The organism is Streptomyces rubradiris (assembly GCF_016860525.1).
Lineage (GTDB): Bacteria > Actinomycetota > Actinomycetes > Streptomycetales > Streptomycetaceae > Streptomyces > Streptomyces rubradiris.
This window is the reverse complement of record NZ_BNEA01000015.1, coordinates 374,477-391,518: the sequence shown is the minus strand read 5'-3', so window position 1 is coordinate 391,518 and position 17,042 is coordinate 374,477. Positions and strand designations below refer to the sequence as shown.

The 17,042-nt window shown below is 73.9% G+C and carries 15 protein-coding genes; 6 read left to right on the top strand and 9 right to left on the bottom strand.

Features of this window, described 5'->3' with window-relative positions; genetic code table 11:
• Positions 1-149: 149 nt before the first annotated feature.
• Both Srubr_RS15205 and Srubr_RS15200 read left to right on the top strand, forming a co-directional pair.
• Complete coding sequence (locus Srubr_RS15205; RefSeq protein WP_189988755.1) at positions 150-2,429, top strand: catalase; 2,280 nt, start codon at positions 150-152, stop codon at positions 2,427-2,429.
• A 116-nt stretch (positions 2,430-2,545) separates the two neighbouring features.
• A complete protein-coding gene (locus Srubr_RS15200) occupies positions 2,546-2,794 on the top strand; it encodes a chaplin (RefSeq protein ID WP_189988753.1) in 249 nt (82 codons plus the stop codon).
• Between the two features lie 48 nt (positions 2,795-2,842).
• Here the strand turns inward: Srubr_RS15200 and Srubr_RS15195 are convergent, their stop codons facing one another.
• From Srubr_RS15195 to Srubr_RS15160, 8 genes are all read right to left on the bottom strand, one after another.
• Positions 2,843-4,510, bottom strand: coding sequence for a PP2C family protein-serine/threonine phosphatase (locus Srubr_RS15195; protein WP_189988751.1), 1,668 nt, complete (start codon positions 4,508-4,510; stop codon positions 2,843-2,845).
• Complete coding sequence (locus Srubr_RS15190; protein ID WP_189988749.1) at positions 4,507-5,556, bottom strand: ATP-binding SpoIIE family protein phosphatase; 1,050 nt, start codon at positions 5,554-5,556, stop codon at positions 4,507-4,509. Before Srubr_RS15190 ends, Srubr_RS15195 begins: the two co-directional genes overlap by 4 nt.
• Positions 5,556-5,999, bottom strand: a complete 444-nt coding sequence (locus tag Srubr_RS15185) for an ATP-binding protein (protein ID WP_189988746.1) — start codon at positions 5,997-5,999, stop codon at positions 5,556-5,558. The genes Srubr_RS15190 and Srubr_RS15185 overlap by 1 nt, the downstream gene beginning before the upstream one ends.
• Complete coding sequence (locus tag Srubr_RS15180; RefSeq protein WP_189988744.1) at positions 5,999-6,379, bottom strand: STAS domain-containing protein; 381 nt, start codon at positions 6,377-6,379, stop codon at positions 5,999-6,001. The genes Srubr_RS15185 and Srubr_RS15180 overlap by 1 nt, the downstream gene beginning before the upstream one ends.
• Entirely contained in the window at positions 6,376-7,269 is an 894-nt protein-coding gene (locus Srubr_RS15175) for an STAS domain-containing protein (RefSeq protein WP_189988742.1), read from the bottom strand. Before Srubr_RS15175 ends, Srubr_RS15180 begins: the two co-directional genes overlap by 4 nt.
• A gap of 464 nt (positions 7,270-7,733) precedes the next feature.
• On the bottom strand, positions 7,734-8,915 hold the full coding sequence (locus Srubr_RS15170; protein WP_189988740.1) for an acyltransferase family protein: 1,182 nt from the start codon (positions 8,913-8,915) through the stop codon (positions 7,734-7,736).
• A 256-nt stretch (positions 8,916-9,171) separates the two neighbouring features.
• Positions 9,172-10,185, bottom strand: a complete 1,014-nt coding sequence (gene ku / locus Srubr_RS15165) for a non-homologous end joining protein Ku (protein ID WP_189988738.1) — start codon at positions 10,183-10,185, stop codon at positions 9,172-9,174.
• 57 nt (positions 10,186-10,242) lie between these two features.
• A complete protein-coding gene (locus Srubr_RS15160) occupies positions 10,243-11,310 on the bottom strand; it encodes a hypothetical protein (RefSeq protein ID WP_189988736.1) in 1,068 nt (355 codons plus the stop codon).
• Between the two features lie 320 nt (positions 11,311-11,630).
• Between Srubr_RS15160 and Srubr_RS15155 the strand changes: the two genes are divergently transcribed.
• Positions 11,631-12,068 carry a Fur family transcriptional regulator gene (locus Srubr_RS15155; protein WP_189988734.1) on the top strand — a complete coding sequence of 146 codons (438 nt, stop codon included), beginning with the start codon at positions 11,631-11,633 and terminating at the stop codon, positions 12,066-12,068.
• A gap of 33 nt (positions 12,069-12,101) precedes the next feature.
• Positions 12,102-14,327, top strand: a complete 2,226-nt coding sequence (gene katG, locus Srubr_RS15150) for a catalase/peroxidase HPI (RefSeq protein ID WP_189988731.1) — start codon at positions 12,102-12,104, stop codon at positions 14,325-14,327.
• 112 nt (positions 14,328-14,439) lie between these two features.
• On the opposite strand, the gene Srubr_RS15145 is transcribed toward katG, so the two are convergent.
• Positions 14,440-15,006: a GlcG/HbpS family heme-binding protein gene (locus Srubr_RS15145; protein WP_189988729.1), complete on the bottom strand. Its 567-nt coding sequence runs from the start codon at positions 15,004-15,006 to the stop codon at positions 14,440-14,442.
• Between the two features lie 245 nt (positions 15,007-15,251).
• Here Srubr_RS15145 and Srubr_RS15140 point away from each other — a divergent pair, with 245 nt between their 5' ends.
• Positions 15,252-16,391, top strand: coding sequence for a sensor histidine kinase (locus Srubr_RS15140; protein ID WP_229926422.1), 1,140 nt, complete (start codon positions 15,252-15,254; stop codon positions 16,389-16,391).
• Positions 16,388-17,041, top strand: coding sequence for a response regulator (locus Srubr_RS15135; RefSeq protein WP_189988726.1), 654 nt, complete (start codon positions 16,388-16,390; stop codon positions 17,039-17,041). The genes Srubr_RS15140 and Srubr_RS15135 overlap by 4 nt, the downstream gene beginning before the upstream one ends.
• The last annotated feature ends 1 nt before the right edge of the window (position 17,042 follow it).

Below are 17,042 nucleotides of genomic sequence, written 5' to 3'. Positions count from 1 at the left end.
GTACGAGGCCACCACCGGCCCCCTCCGCCCGGGACCCACCCGACGCGAGCCGCGGTGCCGGCCGCCCGCCCCGGCGGGGCCACCGTGCGGCGGACACCCGCTCGTCCGAGCCGGGCCCGCCCCCGTGACCAGCGAAGGAATTGCCACTGATGAGCGAGACGAACCCCCTGAAGCGAGCCGCGGACAAGGTGGCGGACGCCCTCCAAGGAGGACCCCAGGGCCCCGAGGACGGCATCCCGGGCAAGCCCGGCCCGAAGACGCCGCCGGTCGCCGAACCTACCGACCCCCACGAGCCCTTCCCGCCCAAGCCGGACCAGACCGGCCCCGACACCGTCTCCCCGACCGGGCAGCCCACCGGCGCCGACCAGGCCCGGATGGCGCAGAGCGGCAGCTACCTGACCAACGCCCAGGGCACCCGGCTGTACGACACCGACCACTCCCTCAAGGCCGGACCCCGCGGCCCGGTGCTCCTGCAGGACCACCACCTGCGCGAGAAGGTCATGCACTTCGACCACGAGCGCATCCCCGAGCGCGTGGTCCACGCCCGCGGCGCCGGGGCGCACGGCGTGTTCCGCAGCTACGGCACCGCGGCCAACGTGACGAAGGCGGCCTTCCTCGCCGAGGACGTCGAGACACCGGTGTTCGTCCGCTTCTCCACCGTGCTCGGCTCCCGGGGCTCCTCCGACACCGTCCGCGACACCCGCGGTTTCGCGACCAAGTTCTACACCAGCGAGGGCGTCTTCGACCTCGTCGGCAACAACATCCCGGTGTTCTTCATCCAGGACGCCATCAAGTTCCCCGACGTCATCCACGCCGGCAAGCCGCACCCCGACCGGGAGATCCCGCAGGCACAGAGCGCCCACGACACCTTCTGGGACTTCGTCACCCTGCACACCGAGGCCGCCCACCACACCCTGTGGAACATGTCCGACCGGGGCATCCCGCGCTCGTACCGCACCATGGAGGGCTTCGGCGTCCACACCTTCCGCCTGGTCAACGCCGCCGGCCAGACCACGCTGGTGAAGTTCCACTGGAAGCCGAAGCTGGGCGTGCACTCCCTGGTGTGGGAGGAGGCGCAGATCATCAACGGCGTCGACCCCGACTTCCACCGCCGGGACCTCGCCGACGCCATCGAGGCGGGCGCCTACCCCCAGTGGGAGTTCGGCATCCAGACCTTCCCCGACACCCCCGACCAGACCTTCGAGGGCATCGACCTGCTGGACCCGACCAACATCGTCCCCGAGGAACTGGCCCCCGTGCAGCCGATCGGGCTGCTCACCCTCGACCGCAACCCGTCCAACTTCTTCGCCGAGACCGAACAGGTCGCCTTCCACGTGGGCCACCTCGTCCCCGGCATCGACATCACCGACGACCCGCTGCTGGCCGGCCGGCTCTTCTCCTACCTGGACACCCAGATCACCCGCCTGGCCGGTCCCAATTTCCCGCAGATCCCGATCAACCGGCCGCACGCCCCGGTCAACGACATGCTCCGCGACGGCTTCCACCAGACGGCCGTCCACCGGGGCGCGGCCCCCTACCGGCCCAACTCCCTCGACGGCGGCTGCCCGTTCACCGCCGGCGCGGACCTGGGCGCGTACGTCGAGACGCCCGTACGCGTCCCCGAGGCGACCAAGGTCCGCGAGGCGCCCGAGTCCTTCAGCGACCACTTCAGCCAGCCGCGCCGGTTCTGGCTGAGCATGAGCCCGCCCGAGCGCGAGCACATCATCGGCGCCTACACCTTCGAACTCGGCAAGTGCTACGAAGTGGCCATCCGGGAACGGGCGTTGCAGGTCCTCGCCAACATCGACCCGGAGCTGTGCGCGGGCGTCGCGGCCGGCCTCGGCCTGCCCGCACCCGAACCCACCGTGCCCCTCGCCGACGTCCAGCCCAGCCCCGCCCTCTCCCAGGTCGGGCGCACCTGGCCCACCGACGGCCGGATCATCGGCATCCTCACCGGTCCCGACGGCGACCTCGACGGCGTACGGGCCGTCCGCCAGGCGGTCCTCGACGGCGGCATGGTCCCGCTGATCGTGGCACCGGTCGGCGGCACCCTCGGCGACGGCGCCGACGCCCTGACCGTCCAGCGGACCTACGCCACCGCGCGGTCCGTGGAGTTCGACGCGGTGCTGGTGGCGGGCACCCCCGGGGTGGGCGCCGACGCCTACGGAGCCCGGGACGCCAAGGCCGGCCAGCCCACCGCCGGGGCGGCCACCCCCGACCCGCGGGTGGGGCTGCTGCTGGGCGAGGCGTTCCGGCACGGCAAGGCCATCGGCGCGGCCAAGGGCGGCGAGGCGGCCCTGGAGGCGGCCGGCATCCCGCTGGACGCGCCCGGTGTGATCGCCGGGGACACCGCCACCGGCGTGCTGTCGGAGCTCACCCGGCTGCTCGGCGCGCACCGGGTCTGGGAACGCTTCCCGTCCGCCGCCTGACCGGCCGGACGGGGGAACGGCGCGGCGGTGGTGCCCGGACGGCGTAGCAGCGGAGGCGAACGGCACGACCACCGGGTGTGATGGAGACGACCCGACGTCAACCAGTGAGGCAGAACATGCGTCTTCGCTCCTTGGCCACCACGACCGTCATCACCGCAGCCCTCGCCCTGGCCGGCACGGCCGACGCCTTCGCCTCCGACGGCGGCGGCGCGTCCGCGGTCGGCGTCGCCGCCAACAGCCCCGGCGTCCTGTCCGGCAACGTCGTCCAGGTACCGATCAACCTCCAGGCCAACGTCTGCGGGAACTCCATCAACATCATCGGGCTGCTGAACCCGGCCTTCGGCAACGCCTGCGCCAACAAGTGACCCCCGCCGTGCGCCGGCCCCCGCGACAGGGGGCCGGCGCACGGCTGTTCAGCCACAGGTGGTGCGGCACAGCAACAGGCAGATGTCGTCGTCGTGTTCGGAGTCGTGCAGCATCGGCTTGAGCAGCGCGTCGGCCGCCTTGTCCAGCTCCGCCAGCTCCTTCGCGCCGAGCACCTGCACGGCCCGGGCGAGCCGGTCGATGCCCACGTCGATCCCCGCGGCCCGCCGCTCCACCAGACCGTCCGTGTACAGCGCGAGGACGGACCCGGGCGGCAGCTCGACGGTGTGCTCCTCGTACTCGTACGGCAGCGGCACCCCCAGCATGATCCCCGGCTTCGCGTCCAGCACCCGTACCTCTCCCCGGGGGCCGCGGGCGACGGCCGGCGGATGTCCCGCGGCGGCCCACACCACCTCCCGCTCCCCGGGCGTGAACCGGGCGATGGCACAGGTCGCGTACAGCTCCGGCTGCTGGTGGCGGAGCATGCGGTGCAGCAGGGTGAGGATGCGCGCCGGGCCGTTGCCCTCCACGGCGTAGGCGCGCAGGGCGGTGCGCAACTGGCCCATGATGACCGCCGCGCGCAGCCCGTGCCCGGTGACGTCGCCTATCACCGCCAGCACACTGCCGTCCGGCTGGGAGAAGGCGTCGTACCAGTCGCCGCCGATGTTCAGGCCGCGCGTCGCCGGCAGATAGCGCGCGGCCAGGTCCAGGCCCGGCACGGTGGGCAGCTTCGTCAGCTGCGCGCGTTGCAACGCCTCGGCGACATCCCGGTGCTGCTCGTACTGGCGGGCGTTCTCCAGCGCGATGCCCGCCCGCCGGGCCAGCTCCAGCAGCACCACGGCGGTGTCCGGGTCGAAGCGGTCGCCCGGCGCGGCCAGCGTCAGCACCCCCTGCACGGTGCGCCCGCCCAGCGGCAGGCACAGCAGCGGCCGGTCGGGGGAGAGCGCCGAGGCCGGCTGGTCGTCCACGCCGGGCAGCCCACCGGGACGCGGGCCCGCGTGCTGCGGACGGCCGGTGCGCGCCGCCGTCACCGTGGCCGCCGCCCGGTCGCCCGGCGGGGTCCGCTCGTCGTCCACCAGCCATACGTCGACGTGCCGGGCGTACTCCGGGACCAGCAGCTCGGGCAGCCGGCGCAGGATGTCCTCGTGGTCCAGGGAGGCGTGCAGCACCGCGCTGGCGTTGGCCAGGAAGGTCAGCATCCGGCGGGCGTTCTCCGCCTCGGCGCGGGCCGCCCGCTCGGCGTCCAGCAGGTCGCGCTGGGCCAGCGCGGCCGCCTCCAGCTCGGCGTGCAGCGCCAGCACGCCCTGGTTGGTCTGGTGCAGCTCCTCCCGGTGCAGGCGCAGCAGCTCCTCCGTCTCGGCGAGGCCCGCCAGCACGGCGGCGGTGTCCTCGTCGGCGCCCAGCAGAGCCTCGGCGAGCGGGGCGTCCTGCGGACCGGGCAGCGGGCGGGGCACCGCGCCGGGGCAGTCGAGCGTGTGCCGCCAGGGTTCCGGCCCGTCCAGGGCGATCGCCAGCCGGCCGTCCGGGCCCGCGGTCACGGCCAGTTCGGCGCCGCCCGCGTCCAGGGCGCGCCGCAGCCGCACCCCGAGGGCGCTGAGGAAACGGGCGCGGTCCAGCGCGGGCACCCCGGCGTCCGTGAGGAGCCGCGCCAGCCGGGCACGGGCGCGGGCCGCGTCGGCGGCGGAGGCGATGGTGCGGGTGTCGCGGGCGGCTGTCATGGGGCGGTGGTCCGGCGGTCGGGGGCCAGTACGGCCACGCTGGTGTCGTCGCGAACGGGGCGGGCGGGGCTGCCCGCGTCACGCAGGATCGCCGCGGCCAGCACCGACGGGTCGTGGGCGAGCAGCCCGGGGTCCTCCGGCGGGGTCCACCGGCTGGGCAGCCCGTCGCTGTGCACGACGAGCAGGCTGTCCTGGCGCCACGGCAGCCGGCGCACCGGGACCTGCGCCGGGAAGTAGGCCCCGACGATCCCCGGATGGGACACCAGGGACGTCCAGGACTCCCCACTGCGCACCCGGGCGCCCACGTTGCCGACCCCGGCGAAGCTGAGCTCCGCCCGGTCGGTGTCCACCTGCGCCACCGTCACCGCCGCGCCCCGGGTGGGCCGCAGCGCCGTGTGCAGTCGGCGCAGGATGTCCGCGGGCGGCAGATGCCCGGCCCGGCGCAGCTCCGTCACCGCCGCGGTGGAGGCGTGCGCGGCCTTCTGCCCGTGCCCGAGACCGTCCGCGAGCAGCAGCGTCAGCAGCCGCCCGGAGCGCACCCAGCCCCAGGCGTCACCGCACTGCGCGTCCTGACCGAGGGAGACCGTGATCCCGCCCGCGGGCAGCCGCGCCGGGGGCGCCCCGCGCTCGCCCGGCTCGGCGTCGATCCGGGCCGCCGCGACCGTCCCGCGGCCGGGCCGGCTGTACAGGTGGAAGGCGTTGGCGCTGCGCCGGCAGCTGCCCAGCCCCGCGCCGAGCGAGCCGTCGGCGGTGGAGTAGCCGTCGCGCAGGGCGGCGTCCACGTCGGCGATCCCCGGCCCGTGGTCCAGCGAGTACACCTGGACCGACGCGCCCGTGCCGCCGTCCGGCGGCTCCACCAGGTTCACCACCATCAGGCCGCCGCCGGCGTGCTTGAGCAGATTGGTGGCCAGCTCGGTGGCGACCAGCTCCGCCGCCGCCGTACGCGCGGGGGCCAGGCCCGAGTCGTCGCACGCCTCCCGGGCCGCCATCCGGGCGTCCCGCACCCGGGTGGAGTCGTGCACCGGGACCTCCCACACCCGGCTCATCACACCCCCGGGCGGGACGCGGGCACCTGGGCCACCCAGGCCACGGCCGTGACGGTCGTGCCCCGGCCGGGCTCGGTGTCGACACTGAACTCGTGCACCAGCCGCTTCGCTCCGCTCAGTCCCAGCCCGAGGCCGCCGCCGGTGGTGTACCCGTCGGTCATGGCCAGTTCCAGATCGCGGATGCCCGGACCTTCGTCGATGAAACTCATCCGAAGGCCGCGACTGCGCCCGTTGTCCAGCGGGGTGATCTCCACCCGCCCACCACCGCCGTGCACCAGCGTGTTGCGGGCCAGCTCGCTCGCCGCCGTGACCAGCTTGGTCTGCTGCACCAGGCCGAAGCCGAGCCCCGCCGCGCACTGCCGCACCTGCTGCCGCACCCAGGCCAGATCCGCGTCCGAGCCGATGGGCAGGCTCGTCGTGGACATCTGGCCGGACGGCTGCATCAGCTCCCCCTCTGGTTCAGCAGTTCCATGGCACGGTCGACGTCCAGGGCGGTGACCAGCCCGGGCAGCGTGAGCCCCAGCTCGACCAGGGTGATCGCCACGGCGGGCCGCATTCCGGCCAGGACCGTGCGCGCCGCCAGCAGCCCGGCCGTGGAGGCGATCTCCGCGAGCACCCGGCCGAGGAAGGAGTCGACCATGTCCACGCCGGAGATGTCGATCACCACTCCGGTCACCCGGTCCGTGGAGATGCGGTGGGTGATGTCCTGCTGCAACTGCTCGGCCATGCCGTCGTGCAGCTCCCCCTGGAGGGAGACCAGCAGCACGTCGCCGAGGGCGAGCACCGGCACCTGGGCCGGTTGGCCGGGAAGGGGCTGGTTCACCGGACCCTCTCATTCGCGTGCGCCCGGGACACCTCGATGCCCTGTTTGCCGAGCGCGTAGGCCAGCGCGTCGGCCAGCGAGGACCGGGTGAGCACCGAGCCCAGGTCGATGCCGAGCTGCACGATGGTCTGCGCGATGGCCGGGCGGATGCCGGAGACGATGCACTCGGCGCCCATCAGCCGGGCCGCGGCGACCGTCTTCATCAGGTGCTGGGCCACGAGCGAGTCGACGGTCGGCACGCCGGTGATGTCGAGGATGGCGTACCGGGCCCGCTGGTCCACGATCGCCTCCAGCAGCGACTCCATCACCACCTGGCTGCGGGCGCTGTCCAGGGTGCCGATCAGCGGTACGGCGACCGTGCCCTCCCACAGCTTGATCACCGGGGTGGCCACCTCCAGCAGCTGCTGCCGCTGCCGCTCGATCAGTTCCGCGTTCGCGTCCAGCGCCGTCTCCATGACCACCAGCCGCAGCGTGCCCAGCAGCAGGGTCAGCGCCAGCGCGGCCTCCTGGGCCCGCGGGGTGGTGGCGTCGGCGAACTCCTCGCGCAGCAGGTCCATCACGGGCACGCGCAGCCCGGCCACCTCGTCGGCGATCTGCGACGCGGTGGACCCGGTGCGGGCCCGGGTCTGCGTCATCCGCCCCAACTGGTCGCGCACCGGAGCGAAGCCGGGCGAGCCCACGTCCTCCAGCCGTCCGCTGACGGCCACCTCGGACAGCGCTTCCACCACGGCCTTGCACGCCTCCACCGCCTCGTCGCGGGAAACGGTGAAGACCGAGCGGAACAAGGGCGTGTCGGCCCAGCGCTGCGCGATCTGCTCTTTGCGCTGTTCCAGGAAGGAACTCACCACCTGAGGTGCCGATACTGCCGCGTCCTGCTCGGGCACTGTCATCCTCTCCTCTCGCACAGCCAGGTGCGCCGGTGGGCCGGCTCTCCGAAGCCGATCATTGCCGACCGCCCACCGTAGCGACCGGTGTCCGGCCGGGCCAAACCCGCTCCCGGCTCCGTGACCAGGGCAACTGACGCCCAGGCCGGGAACGGTCGGCCCGGTCCGGTGGGCGGGCGGGCGAGCGGGCGGGGCCCCGGTGGGTGGTCCACTGGCTGTCCGGGTACGACGGCTCGGCTCCTTCGGTGCGTGCGGCTGTCGCCTACCCGGTGGTGCGTGTCCGCCGGGCCGGCGCCGGTCAGCCGCCTACCCGCGAAACCCGCGGACTCTCCTCGGTCCCGCAGACGTCACCCGCGCGTGCGACACACGCCGGGGCGGGCGCGGCGGGCCGTGCGGGAACGGGCGGCCGGGGAAAGGGGGAACAGATGGCCGAACGGAGCCGGAAGAATCGGCTGGAAAGCGAGGGGCGGTCAGTCGCGTGCCGGTGCCGGTGCCGAGGGCTCCCGGCGGGCCGGTACCGAATCCGGCCGCGCGGCCGGACGGCGGCGGCGCAGCAGCAGGCGCCGGGCCGGGCGCTCCACTGCCTCGTACAGCACCCAGGACAGGCCGAGCGAGACGGCGAACGCGGTGGCGCTGACCGCGAGCCCCGCGCAGGCGCCGAAGCGCGGCTTCGTGCCCAGCACGGTCGTCGCGGCGCGCAGCACCAGTAGATGGACCATGTAGAAGGCGAACGACAGCTCCCCGAGCCGCACCATCCGCCCGCTCCGCCACAGGGACGGCAGCCCGTGCAGGTCGGCGACCGCCGCCGCGGGGATGAGCAGCGCGAACCCGGCGAGGGTGCACACGGTGGCCGAGTAGCCGGGCGTGACCTGCGGGACCAGGAAGTAGCCGATGACGGCCAGCGCGAGCGACGCCTCCAGCCCCGGCCCGCGCCAGCGGCCCAGCAGCACCAGCCGCGCGGTGACCGCGCCGAGCACGAACTCGGGCAGCCGGGCGGCGGGGAACGAGTAGACCGCGTGCGTCCACCATTGGTGGGCGTCCGTCCAGGCCAGCAGCACCACCGCGGCCACCGACAGCCCGCCCAGCGCGGTCGTGCCGCGCGCCCCGAGCCGGCGCAGCAGCCGGATCAGCAGGGGGAACGCGGCGTAGAAGAACGCCTCGCAGGCCAGCGACCAGCTCACCGGGTTCAGCGTCTGCCACCACGGCTGCCACCAGGAGTGCACCAGCAGCGCGTTGGCCAGGGCCTGATCCGGCGCCGGCAGCGGCCGGTGCGTCAGCGTCCCCGCCATGACCAGCGCCATGACGAGGGTGACCAGGTGCACCGGGTAGACCCGGGCGATCCGCCGCCACCAGAAGGCCGGCGCGCGGTCGCGGGGCCGCGCCGACCAGGTCAGCACGAATCCCGACAGGACGAAGAAGAACGACACTCCGGTGGCGCCGGCGCCGAAGCCCCAGGACACCAGGCGGCCACCCGTGCCGCCGAACCAGCCGAAGTTGTGCACGTGCAGTCCGAACACCAGCAGCGCCGCCATCCAGCGCAGTCCGGTGAGCGACGGCAGGGAGGGCGGGGCGGGCGGTGCGGGGGACCCGGCGGCCGCCTGGCCGGTCCGGGCGGGCGGCGTCCGGAGCGCCCGGGTCGTCGCCGTGGTCATCACATCACCTGCCGCAGGAGGATCGCGTGGGGCATGAAGGGGTTCGTTGCCCGTCCGCCGCCGGTCCATCACGTAGCTCGGGAAACTTCACACTGCTGCCGAACGACACGTCGCCGTGGACGCCACGGACGGCGGGACGGTGTGCACCCGCACGAGTGATGACATCGGTCCTTGGGCCACGCACGGCCGGCCGGGGACGGGCGCCCCGGTCAGCGCCGCGGCGCTCGCCCCGGTCAGGCCGCGGCGCCCGCCCGGGTCAGGGCCTCGTCAACTGCTCGCGGGTCATCTTCGACCGGCCCGGTACGTCCGCCGCGCTCGCCCGCTCGTACAGTTCCGCCTTCGACAGGGAGGCCAGTTCGCCGGACCGCTCCCGGAGCTTGCCCTCCCTGCCACCCGAGCCCGCCTTGTTTCCCTTGCTCCCCTTGCTCCCCTTGATTCCTTTGCTCCCCTCGCTCCTCTTGCCTTGCCTGCCGCCCGTGCCGCCTCGGGACCGGCTCTGTTCGACGCTGCGGCTCAGCGCCTCCATGAGGTCGATGACGTTGGTCGCCTCCGGCGGCCCCGGTTCGCCGACGACCTCCTCGCCCTCGCGCTTGGCGGCGACGAGCTTCTTGACGCGCTCCTCGTAGGTGTCGCGGTAGTCGTGCGGGTCCCAGTCGATGGTGAGGGCGTCGATCAGCTGCTCGGCCGTGCGCAGCTCCTTGCTGCCGGCCTTCGCGTGCCGTTCCGGCAGCTCGGGCACCACATCGGCGGGGTCGCGCACCTCGTCGGCCCAGTGCAGGGTGTGCAGGACGAGGACGTCCGGCTGGGCCCGCAGCGCGGTCAGGTACTCCTTGCCGCGCATCGTGAGCGTGGCGATCCCGGCCTTGTCCGAGCGGTCGAGGGCCGCCCGCATCAGCTCGTAGACCCGCGCGTACTCCTTGCCGCGCGGGCCGACGTAGTAGGTCCGGCCGAAGTAGACGGGCTCGATGCGGTGCAGGTCGACGAACCCGGCGAGGTCGATCACCTTCGACCGGCCGGGCGCGATCTCCTCCAGCTCCTCCGGCTCCACGACCACGTACTCGCCCTCGTCCAGCTCGTAGCCCTTGACGACGTTGTCGCTGCCGACTTCCTTGCCGGTGCGCTCGTTGACCCGCTTGTTGCGGATCCGGTCCGAGGTGCCGCGCTGGAGCTGGTGGAAGTGCACGGTGTGGTCCTCGGTGGCGGTGTACAGCCCCACGGGCAGGGTGACCAGCCCGAAGGTCAGGACCCCCGTCCAGATCGGTCTCGCCATGGCTCCTTCTCTCCTGTCGGCTGCTTCTCCCGGCATCGGGCCGTTGCGTCGTGGCGCTCAGTCGCGCTCGCCGGTGACCAGCCGCTCCACCCGCTGCGCGGCCGTCCCGGCGTGCCGCCGGGCCTCCTGTACGGCACGGCCGGCCCGCCGGGCCCGCTCCCGGGCCGTCTCCGCGTCGGTACGGGCCTGCCGCTGCTCCCGCTCCGCCCGGCGCAGCTCGGCGCGTAGCTCCCGTACGCGCCGCTCGGTCCGGGCCGCCCGGTCGCGGGCCGCCTCCGCGTCCGCGTCGGCGGTCCGGGCCTCCGCCTCGCGGTCGCGCAGGTCCCCCTCGGCGTCGCGGGCCGCCCGGCGGGCCTCCTTGATCCGGCGCCGCCGGGCCAGCTCGTCCGTGTGGTGTTCCGCAGTCTTGTCCCCGGGCTCGTCCCCGTGGTGCTCCGCAGTCTTGTCCCCGGGCTCGTCCGTGTGGTGTTCCGCAGTCTTGTCCCCGGGCTCGTCCGTGTGGTGTTCCGCAGTCTTGTCCCCGGGCTCGTCCCCGTGGTGCTCCGCCGCCCTGCCCCCGGGCTTCTTCCGGCGCGAGCCCTCGCGTTCCTCCCGGCGGCCGTCCCCGGCCCGCCGTGGCACATCGCTCGGCCGGGATTCGAGGGCATCCGCCTGCGGAAACCCGAACGTGGACTTCAGCGGTCTCACCAGCCGCCCCGCCGCCCACACGTGGGCCGCCTCCGGGTCGGCGAGCACGGCGTGCAGGGTCTCCTCGACCTCGCGCTGGACGCCCTCGCCCACCGGATGACCCTCCCGCTCGGCCAGCCGTCGGGCCTGCCGGCCCAGCGCGCCGATCACCTCGCCCTGCCGCCGGGCCAGTTCGCGCAGCCGCGCCCCGTCCAGCTCCCGGTGCGCGCGGCGCAGCTCCTCACCGAGGCCCAGCAGCGGCCCGACCTCCTCCGGCCGCCGGCGCACCAGCAGATTGCCCGCCCAGGCGGCCAGGCTCGGCCGCCGCAACGCGCCGATCTCCTTGGCGAGGGCCCGCTCACCGGCTTCGCGGGCGTCCCGGGCGCGACGGTCACGGACTGCCACGAATTCCTCCGGCCGCAGCCCGTACAGCTCGTCGGCGACGGAGTCCAGGTCCACCGGCGCCCCTCTCGACGGCCACCTCGATGACAGGGTCCCGGGTTTCGCGCCGTAGCGGCTTTATGTGCTGTTTGTGATGATTCGTCGGCGCTGTCGGTCCGGGTTCCGGTTCCCCCGTTCCGGTGGGCCTTCCGGCTCGCCGCACCGCTGCCGCCGGTCGGGGACCCCATGATGCGGGCATGCGCGCGACCCCGCCCCGCAGCCCCCGTCCGACCGGTGCGCACAGGGCCCCGAAGACGGCCGGACGTCGCCCGGACGCGACCAGAATTGCATCCTTCGTTTTCTTGAACCCCTCGTGTTTATGACGGTAGGTTCGGCCCATGTCCGCCTCCCCGAGACCGACCACCGCCGAGGAGCTGCGCGGTGCCGGCCTGCGCGTGACGGCAGCCCGCGTCGCGCTGCTGGAGACCGTCCGGGACGGTGACCACCTCGGCGCCGAGGCGATCGCCTCCGGTGTCCGCGATCGCGTAGGCCACATCTCCCTGCAAGCCGTCTACGAGGCCCTGCACGCGCTGACCGCGGCGGGCCTGGTACGCCGTATCGAGCCGGCCGGCCACCCGGCCCGGTACGAGGGACGCGTGGGCGACAACCACCACCACATCGTGTGCCGGTCCTGCGGGGCCGTCGCGGACGTCGACTGTGCCGTCGGCGACGCGCCCTGCCTGACCGCCTCCGACGACCACGGCTTCGCCATCGACGAGGCCGAGGTCGTGTACTGGGGCCTGTGCCCCGGCTGTTCCACCGGCCGCAGTTCCTGAGCACCGAGTTCCGCACAGTTCGGAAGGATTGCCATGACTGAGAACCACGACGCGATCGTCACAGACGCGAAGTCGGAGGAGGGGAGCGGCGGCTGCCCCGTCGCGCACGACCGGGCCCTGCACCCGACCCAGGGCGGCGGCAACCGTCAGTGGTGGCCGGAGCGGCTCAATGTGAAGATCCTCGCCAAGAACCCCGACGTGGCCAACCCGCTCGACGCGGACTTCGACTACGCGGCGGCCTTCCAGGCCCTGGACCTCGCCGCCGTGAAGCGGGACATCGCCGAGGTGCTCACCACGTCGCAGGACTGGTGGCCCGCCGACTTCGGCAACTACGGCCCGCTGATGATCCGCATGGCCTGGCACAGCGCGGGCACCTACCGCATCAGCGACGGCCGCGGTGGCGCCGGCGCCGGCCAGCAGCGCTTCGCCCCGCTCAACAGCTGGCCGGACAACGGCAACCTGGACAAGGCCCGCCGCCTGCTGTGGCCGGTCAAGAAGAAGTACGGCCAGAGCATCTCCTGGGCCGACCTGCTGATCCTCACCGGCAACGTCGCCCTGGAGACGATGGGCCTGAAGACCTTCGGCTTCGGCGGCGGCCGCGAGGACGTCTGGGAGCCGGAGGAGGACGTCTACTGGGGCCCCGAGACCACCTGGCTGGACGACAAGCGCTACACCGGCGACCGCGAGCTGGAGAACCCGCTCGGCGCCGTCCAGATGGGCCTGATCTACGTCAACCCCGAGGGCCCGAACGGCAACCCGGACCCGGTCGCCGCGGCCCGCGACATCCGTGAGACGTTCCGCCGCATGGCGATGAACGACGAGGAGACCGTCGCGCTGATCGCCGGCGGCCACACCTTCGGCAAGACCCACGGCGCCGGCCCCGCCGACAACGTCGGCCCGGACCCGGAGGCCGCCGGCCTGGAGGAGCAGGGCCTCGGCTGGCGCAACACCTACGGCACCGGCAAGGGCGGGGACGCCATCACCTCCGGCCTGGAGGTCACCTGGACGGCCACGCCGACCCAGTGGAGCGACGGGTTCTTCAAGAACCTGTTCGAGTACGAGTACGAGCTGGAGCAGAGCCCGGCCGGCGCCAACCAGTGGGTGGCCAAGAACGCCCCGGAGATCATCCCCGACGCGCACGACCCGGAGAAGAAGCACCGCCCGCGGATGCTCACCACCGACCTGGCGCTGCGCTTCGACCCGATCTACGAGCCCATCTCCCGCCGGTTCTACGAGAACCCGGAGGAATTCGCGGACGCCTTCGCCCGCGCCTGGTACAAGCTCACCCACCGCGACATGGGCCCGAAGTCGCTGTACCTCGGCCCCGAGGTCCCGGAGGAGACCCTGCTCTGGCAGGACCCGCTGCCCGAGCGCGAGGGCGAGCTGATCGACGACGCCGACATCGCCGCCCTGAAGACCAAGCTGCTCGACTCGGGCCTGTCCGTGTCCCAGCTGGTCACCACCGCGTGGGCGTCCGCGTCCACGTTCCGCGCCAGCGACAAGCGCGGTGGCGCCAACGGCGCCCGCATCCGCCTCGCCCCGCAGCGCGGCTGGGAGGTCAACGAGCCCGACCAGCTCGCCCAGGTGCTGCGCACCCTCGAGGGCATCCAGCAGGAGTTCAACGCCTCCTCCGGTGCCAAGAAGGTCTCCCTGGCCGACCTCATCGTCCTCGGCGGTGCCGCCGCCGTGGAGAAGGCCGCCAAGGAGGGCGGCTTCGAGATCGAGGTGCCCTTCACCCCGGGCCGGGTGGACGCCGGCGAGGAGCACACCGACGCCGAGTCCTTCGAGGCGCTGGAGCCGACCGCGGACGGCTTCCGCAACTACCTCGGCAAGGGCAACCGCCTGCCCGCCGAGTACCTGCTGCTCGACCGGGCCAACCTGCTGAGCCTGAGCGCCCCCGAGCTGACCGTGCTCGTCGGCGGTCTGCGCGTCCTCGGCGCCACCTACCAGCAGTCGCAGCTCGGCGTGCTCACCAAGACGCCCGGCGTCCTCACCAACGACTTCTTCGTCAACCTGCTCGACATGGGCACGCAGTGGAAGGCGACCTCGGAGGACCAGACCACCTTCGAGGGCCGGGACGCGAGCACCGGCGAGGTGAAGTGGGCCGGCAGCCGCGCCGACCTCGTCTTCGGTTCCAACTCCGAGCTGCGCGCCCTCGCCGAGGTGTACGCGAGCGACGACGCGAAGGAGAAGTTCGTGAAGGACTTCGTCGCCGCGTGGAACAAGGTCATGAACGCGGACCGCTTCGACCTGGCCTGACCGGCCCGGCCGGTCCGGTGACGGCCGTTCCGGCCCGCTGAACGGCGCGTCCGGGTCCGCCCCCTCGGGGTGGACCCGGACGTTTTTCCGTGCCGGCGTGCGCCGGGGCGTGTCAGCGGCCGAGGGCCGCCGCGCCCGCCTGCGCGTACCGCTCGTCCAGGTCGCCCGACGGGGCGCCCGCGACGCCGATGCCCGCGACCGGGGCGCCCTTGGCGGTCACCGGCGCGCCGCCCGCGAGGAACAGCGTGCCCGGGATGTCCTTCAGGTTCGGTGCCTGCGCCAGCCGCTTGGCCAGCTCCGAGGTCGGCGCGTTCCAGGAGACCGCGGTGTACGCCTTGCGCTCCGCGGACTCGTACGACTGCGGGCCCGCGCCGTCCCCGCGCAGGGTGACCACGGTGTTGCCGTTGCGGTCGACGACGGCCACGGACACCTGCCGGCCGTCCTTCTCGGCCGCGTCCAGCGCGGCGCGCGCCGCCTTGGTGGCCGCGTCCACGGACAGGTGCGTGCTCTGCGTCAGCTCGCCGCCGCGGGCCGCCACCGGCGCGGCGGCGGGCACGGCGTCGGTGGAGTCGGCGGCGTTGGCGGCGACCGTGCCGACGACACCGGCCCCGACGACGGCCAGGGCGGCACCGCCCACCAGGACGCGGTTGCGGCCGGACGTCTTCTTGCGACTGGGCATGCTGAGGAACCTCTCGGTAGATCCTGGGCGGGAGGCGGAACCGCTTCCCGGAACCGATCCTGCCGCCGGACCGGGCCGCGTCCCGTCGGTGGACCGGTCGCCCCGGGGGTCATCCGATCGGATGACCCCCCGGCTCCCGCACCTGGGCACAATGGAGGGTGTTTGCCCAGTTCAGCGCGGAGCCGAGGGAGGTGTCCTGGGTGGCCGCACCCGAGCGCGACGACACCCGCGCCCTCACCGTCGTCATGCACACGGCGTTCTTCGTGCTGCTGTCCGCGTCCGTCGCCCGCTACCTGGCCCGGCACGCCGGGGGACCGCACACCCCCTGGGTGATCGCCCTGTCCGTGCTGCTGGCGGTGCTCTACGTCCTCGGCCCCGCCCTCGGCACCCGCCCCGCACCGCGCCGGCTGGCCTGGCTCGGCCTGGTCGTGGCGGCCTGGGTGCTGCTCGTCGTCCTGGCCCCGAGCTTCGCCTGGTGCGCGGTCCCGCTCTTCTACACCGGTCTGCGCACGCTTCCGCCGCGCGCCGCCATCCCCCTGGTCGCGCTGCTGACCGCGCTCGCGGTGGCCGCCCAGCTCAGCCTGGCGGGCTGGCCCGACCCGAACGTGCTGCTGGCCCCGCCCGCGGTGGCCGCCGTGGCCACCACCGTGTTCGTCGTCATGCAGCGCCAGGCGGCCCGCCGGGACGCCCTGATCGCCGACCTGGTCCGCACTCGGCGCGAACTGGCCGCCACCGAGCGCCGCGAGGGCACCCTCGCCGAACGCGAACGGCTCGCCCGGGAGATCCACGACACCCTCGCCCAGGGCCTGTCCAGCCAGCGCATGCTGCTCCAGGCGGCCGACCGCCTGTGGGACAGCGCCCCCGGCACGGCCCGCGACCACGTCCGCACGGCGGCGGCCATTGCCGAGCGCAGCCTCGCCGAGGCCCGCCGCTTCGTGCACGACCTGACCCCCGCCGACCTCGCCGAGGGCGGCGGCCTGCTCCGGGCCCTGCACGCCGTCGCCGAGCGCGAGACGACACCCGATCTCACCGTCCGCGTGCACACCGAGGGCAGCCCGCCCGACCCGCTGCCCGCGCCCGTGGAGTCCGCCCTGCTGCGCATCGCCCAGGGCGCCCTCGCCAACGTCCGCGAACACGCGGCGGCCACCAGTGCCACCCTCACCCTGACCTGCCTGGACGACCAGATCGTGCTGGACGTGACCGACGACGGCCGCGGCTTCGACCCGAACGCCTCGGCAGACCCCGCGTCCGCCGCCGGGCGGCGCGGCCACGGCCTGCCCGCCATCCGTGCCCGCCTGCGCCAGCTGGGCGGCACCCTCACCATCGAGTCGGCACCGGGCGAGGGTACGGCCCTGTCGGCGGCGATCCCGTTGGAGCCGAGATGACCCACACTCCCGCGACGGAGGCCCGGACCCCGGTGCGCATCCTCGTCTGCGACGACCACGCCGTCGTCCGCGCCGGACTGCTGGCGCTGCTGCACAGCGCCCCGGACATCGAGGTCGTCGGCGAGGCGGGCAGCGGCGAGGAGGCGCTCGCCCTGGCCCGCAAGACGACCCCGGACGTCGTCCTGATGGACCTGCAACTGGGCGAGGGCATCGACGGCGTCGAGACCACCCGCCGGCTGCGCGCCGAGCCGGCCGCCCCGCACGTCCTGGTCCTCACCACGTACGACACCGACGCCGACGTCACCCGTGCCGTCGAGGCCGGCGCCACCGGCTATCTGCTGAAGGCGGAGCGCGCGGAGGACCTGTTCACGGCCATCCACGCGGCGGCCCAGGGCCGCCCGGCGCTCTCGCCCCCGGTCGCCGACCGCGTGATGTCCCGCCTGCGCAACCCCCGCCCCGCCCTCACCCCCCGGGAACGGGACATCCTCGCCCACCTCTCCCGGGGCCTGTCCAACCACGCCATCGCCCGCGCCCTCTACATCAGCGAGGCCACCGTCAAGACCCATCTGCGGCGCGTCTACGACAAGCTCGGCGTGGACACCCGGGCGGGCGCGGTGGCGGTGGCGAAGGAACAACGCCTGCTGTCCTGAG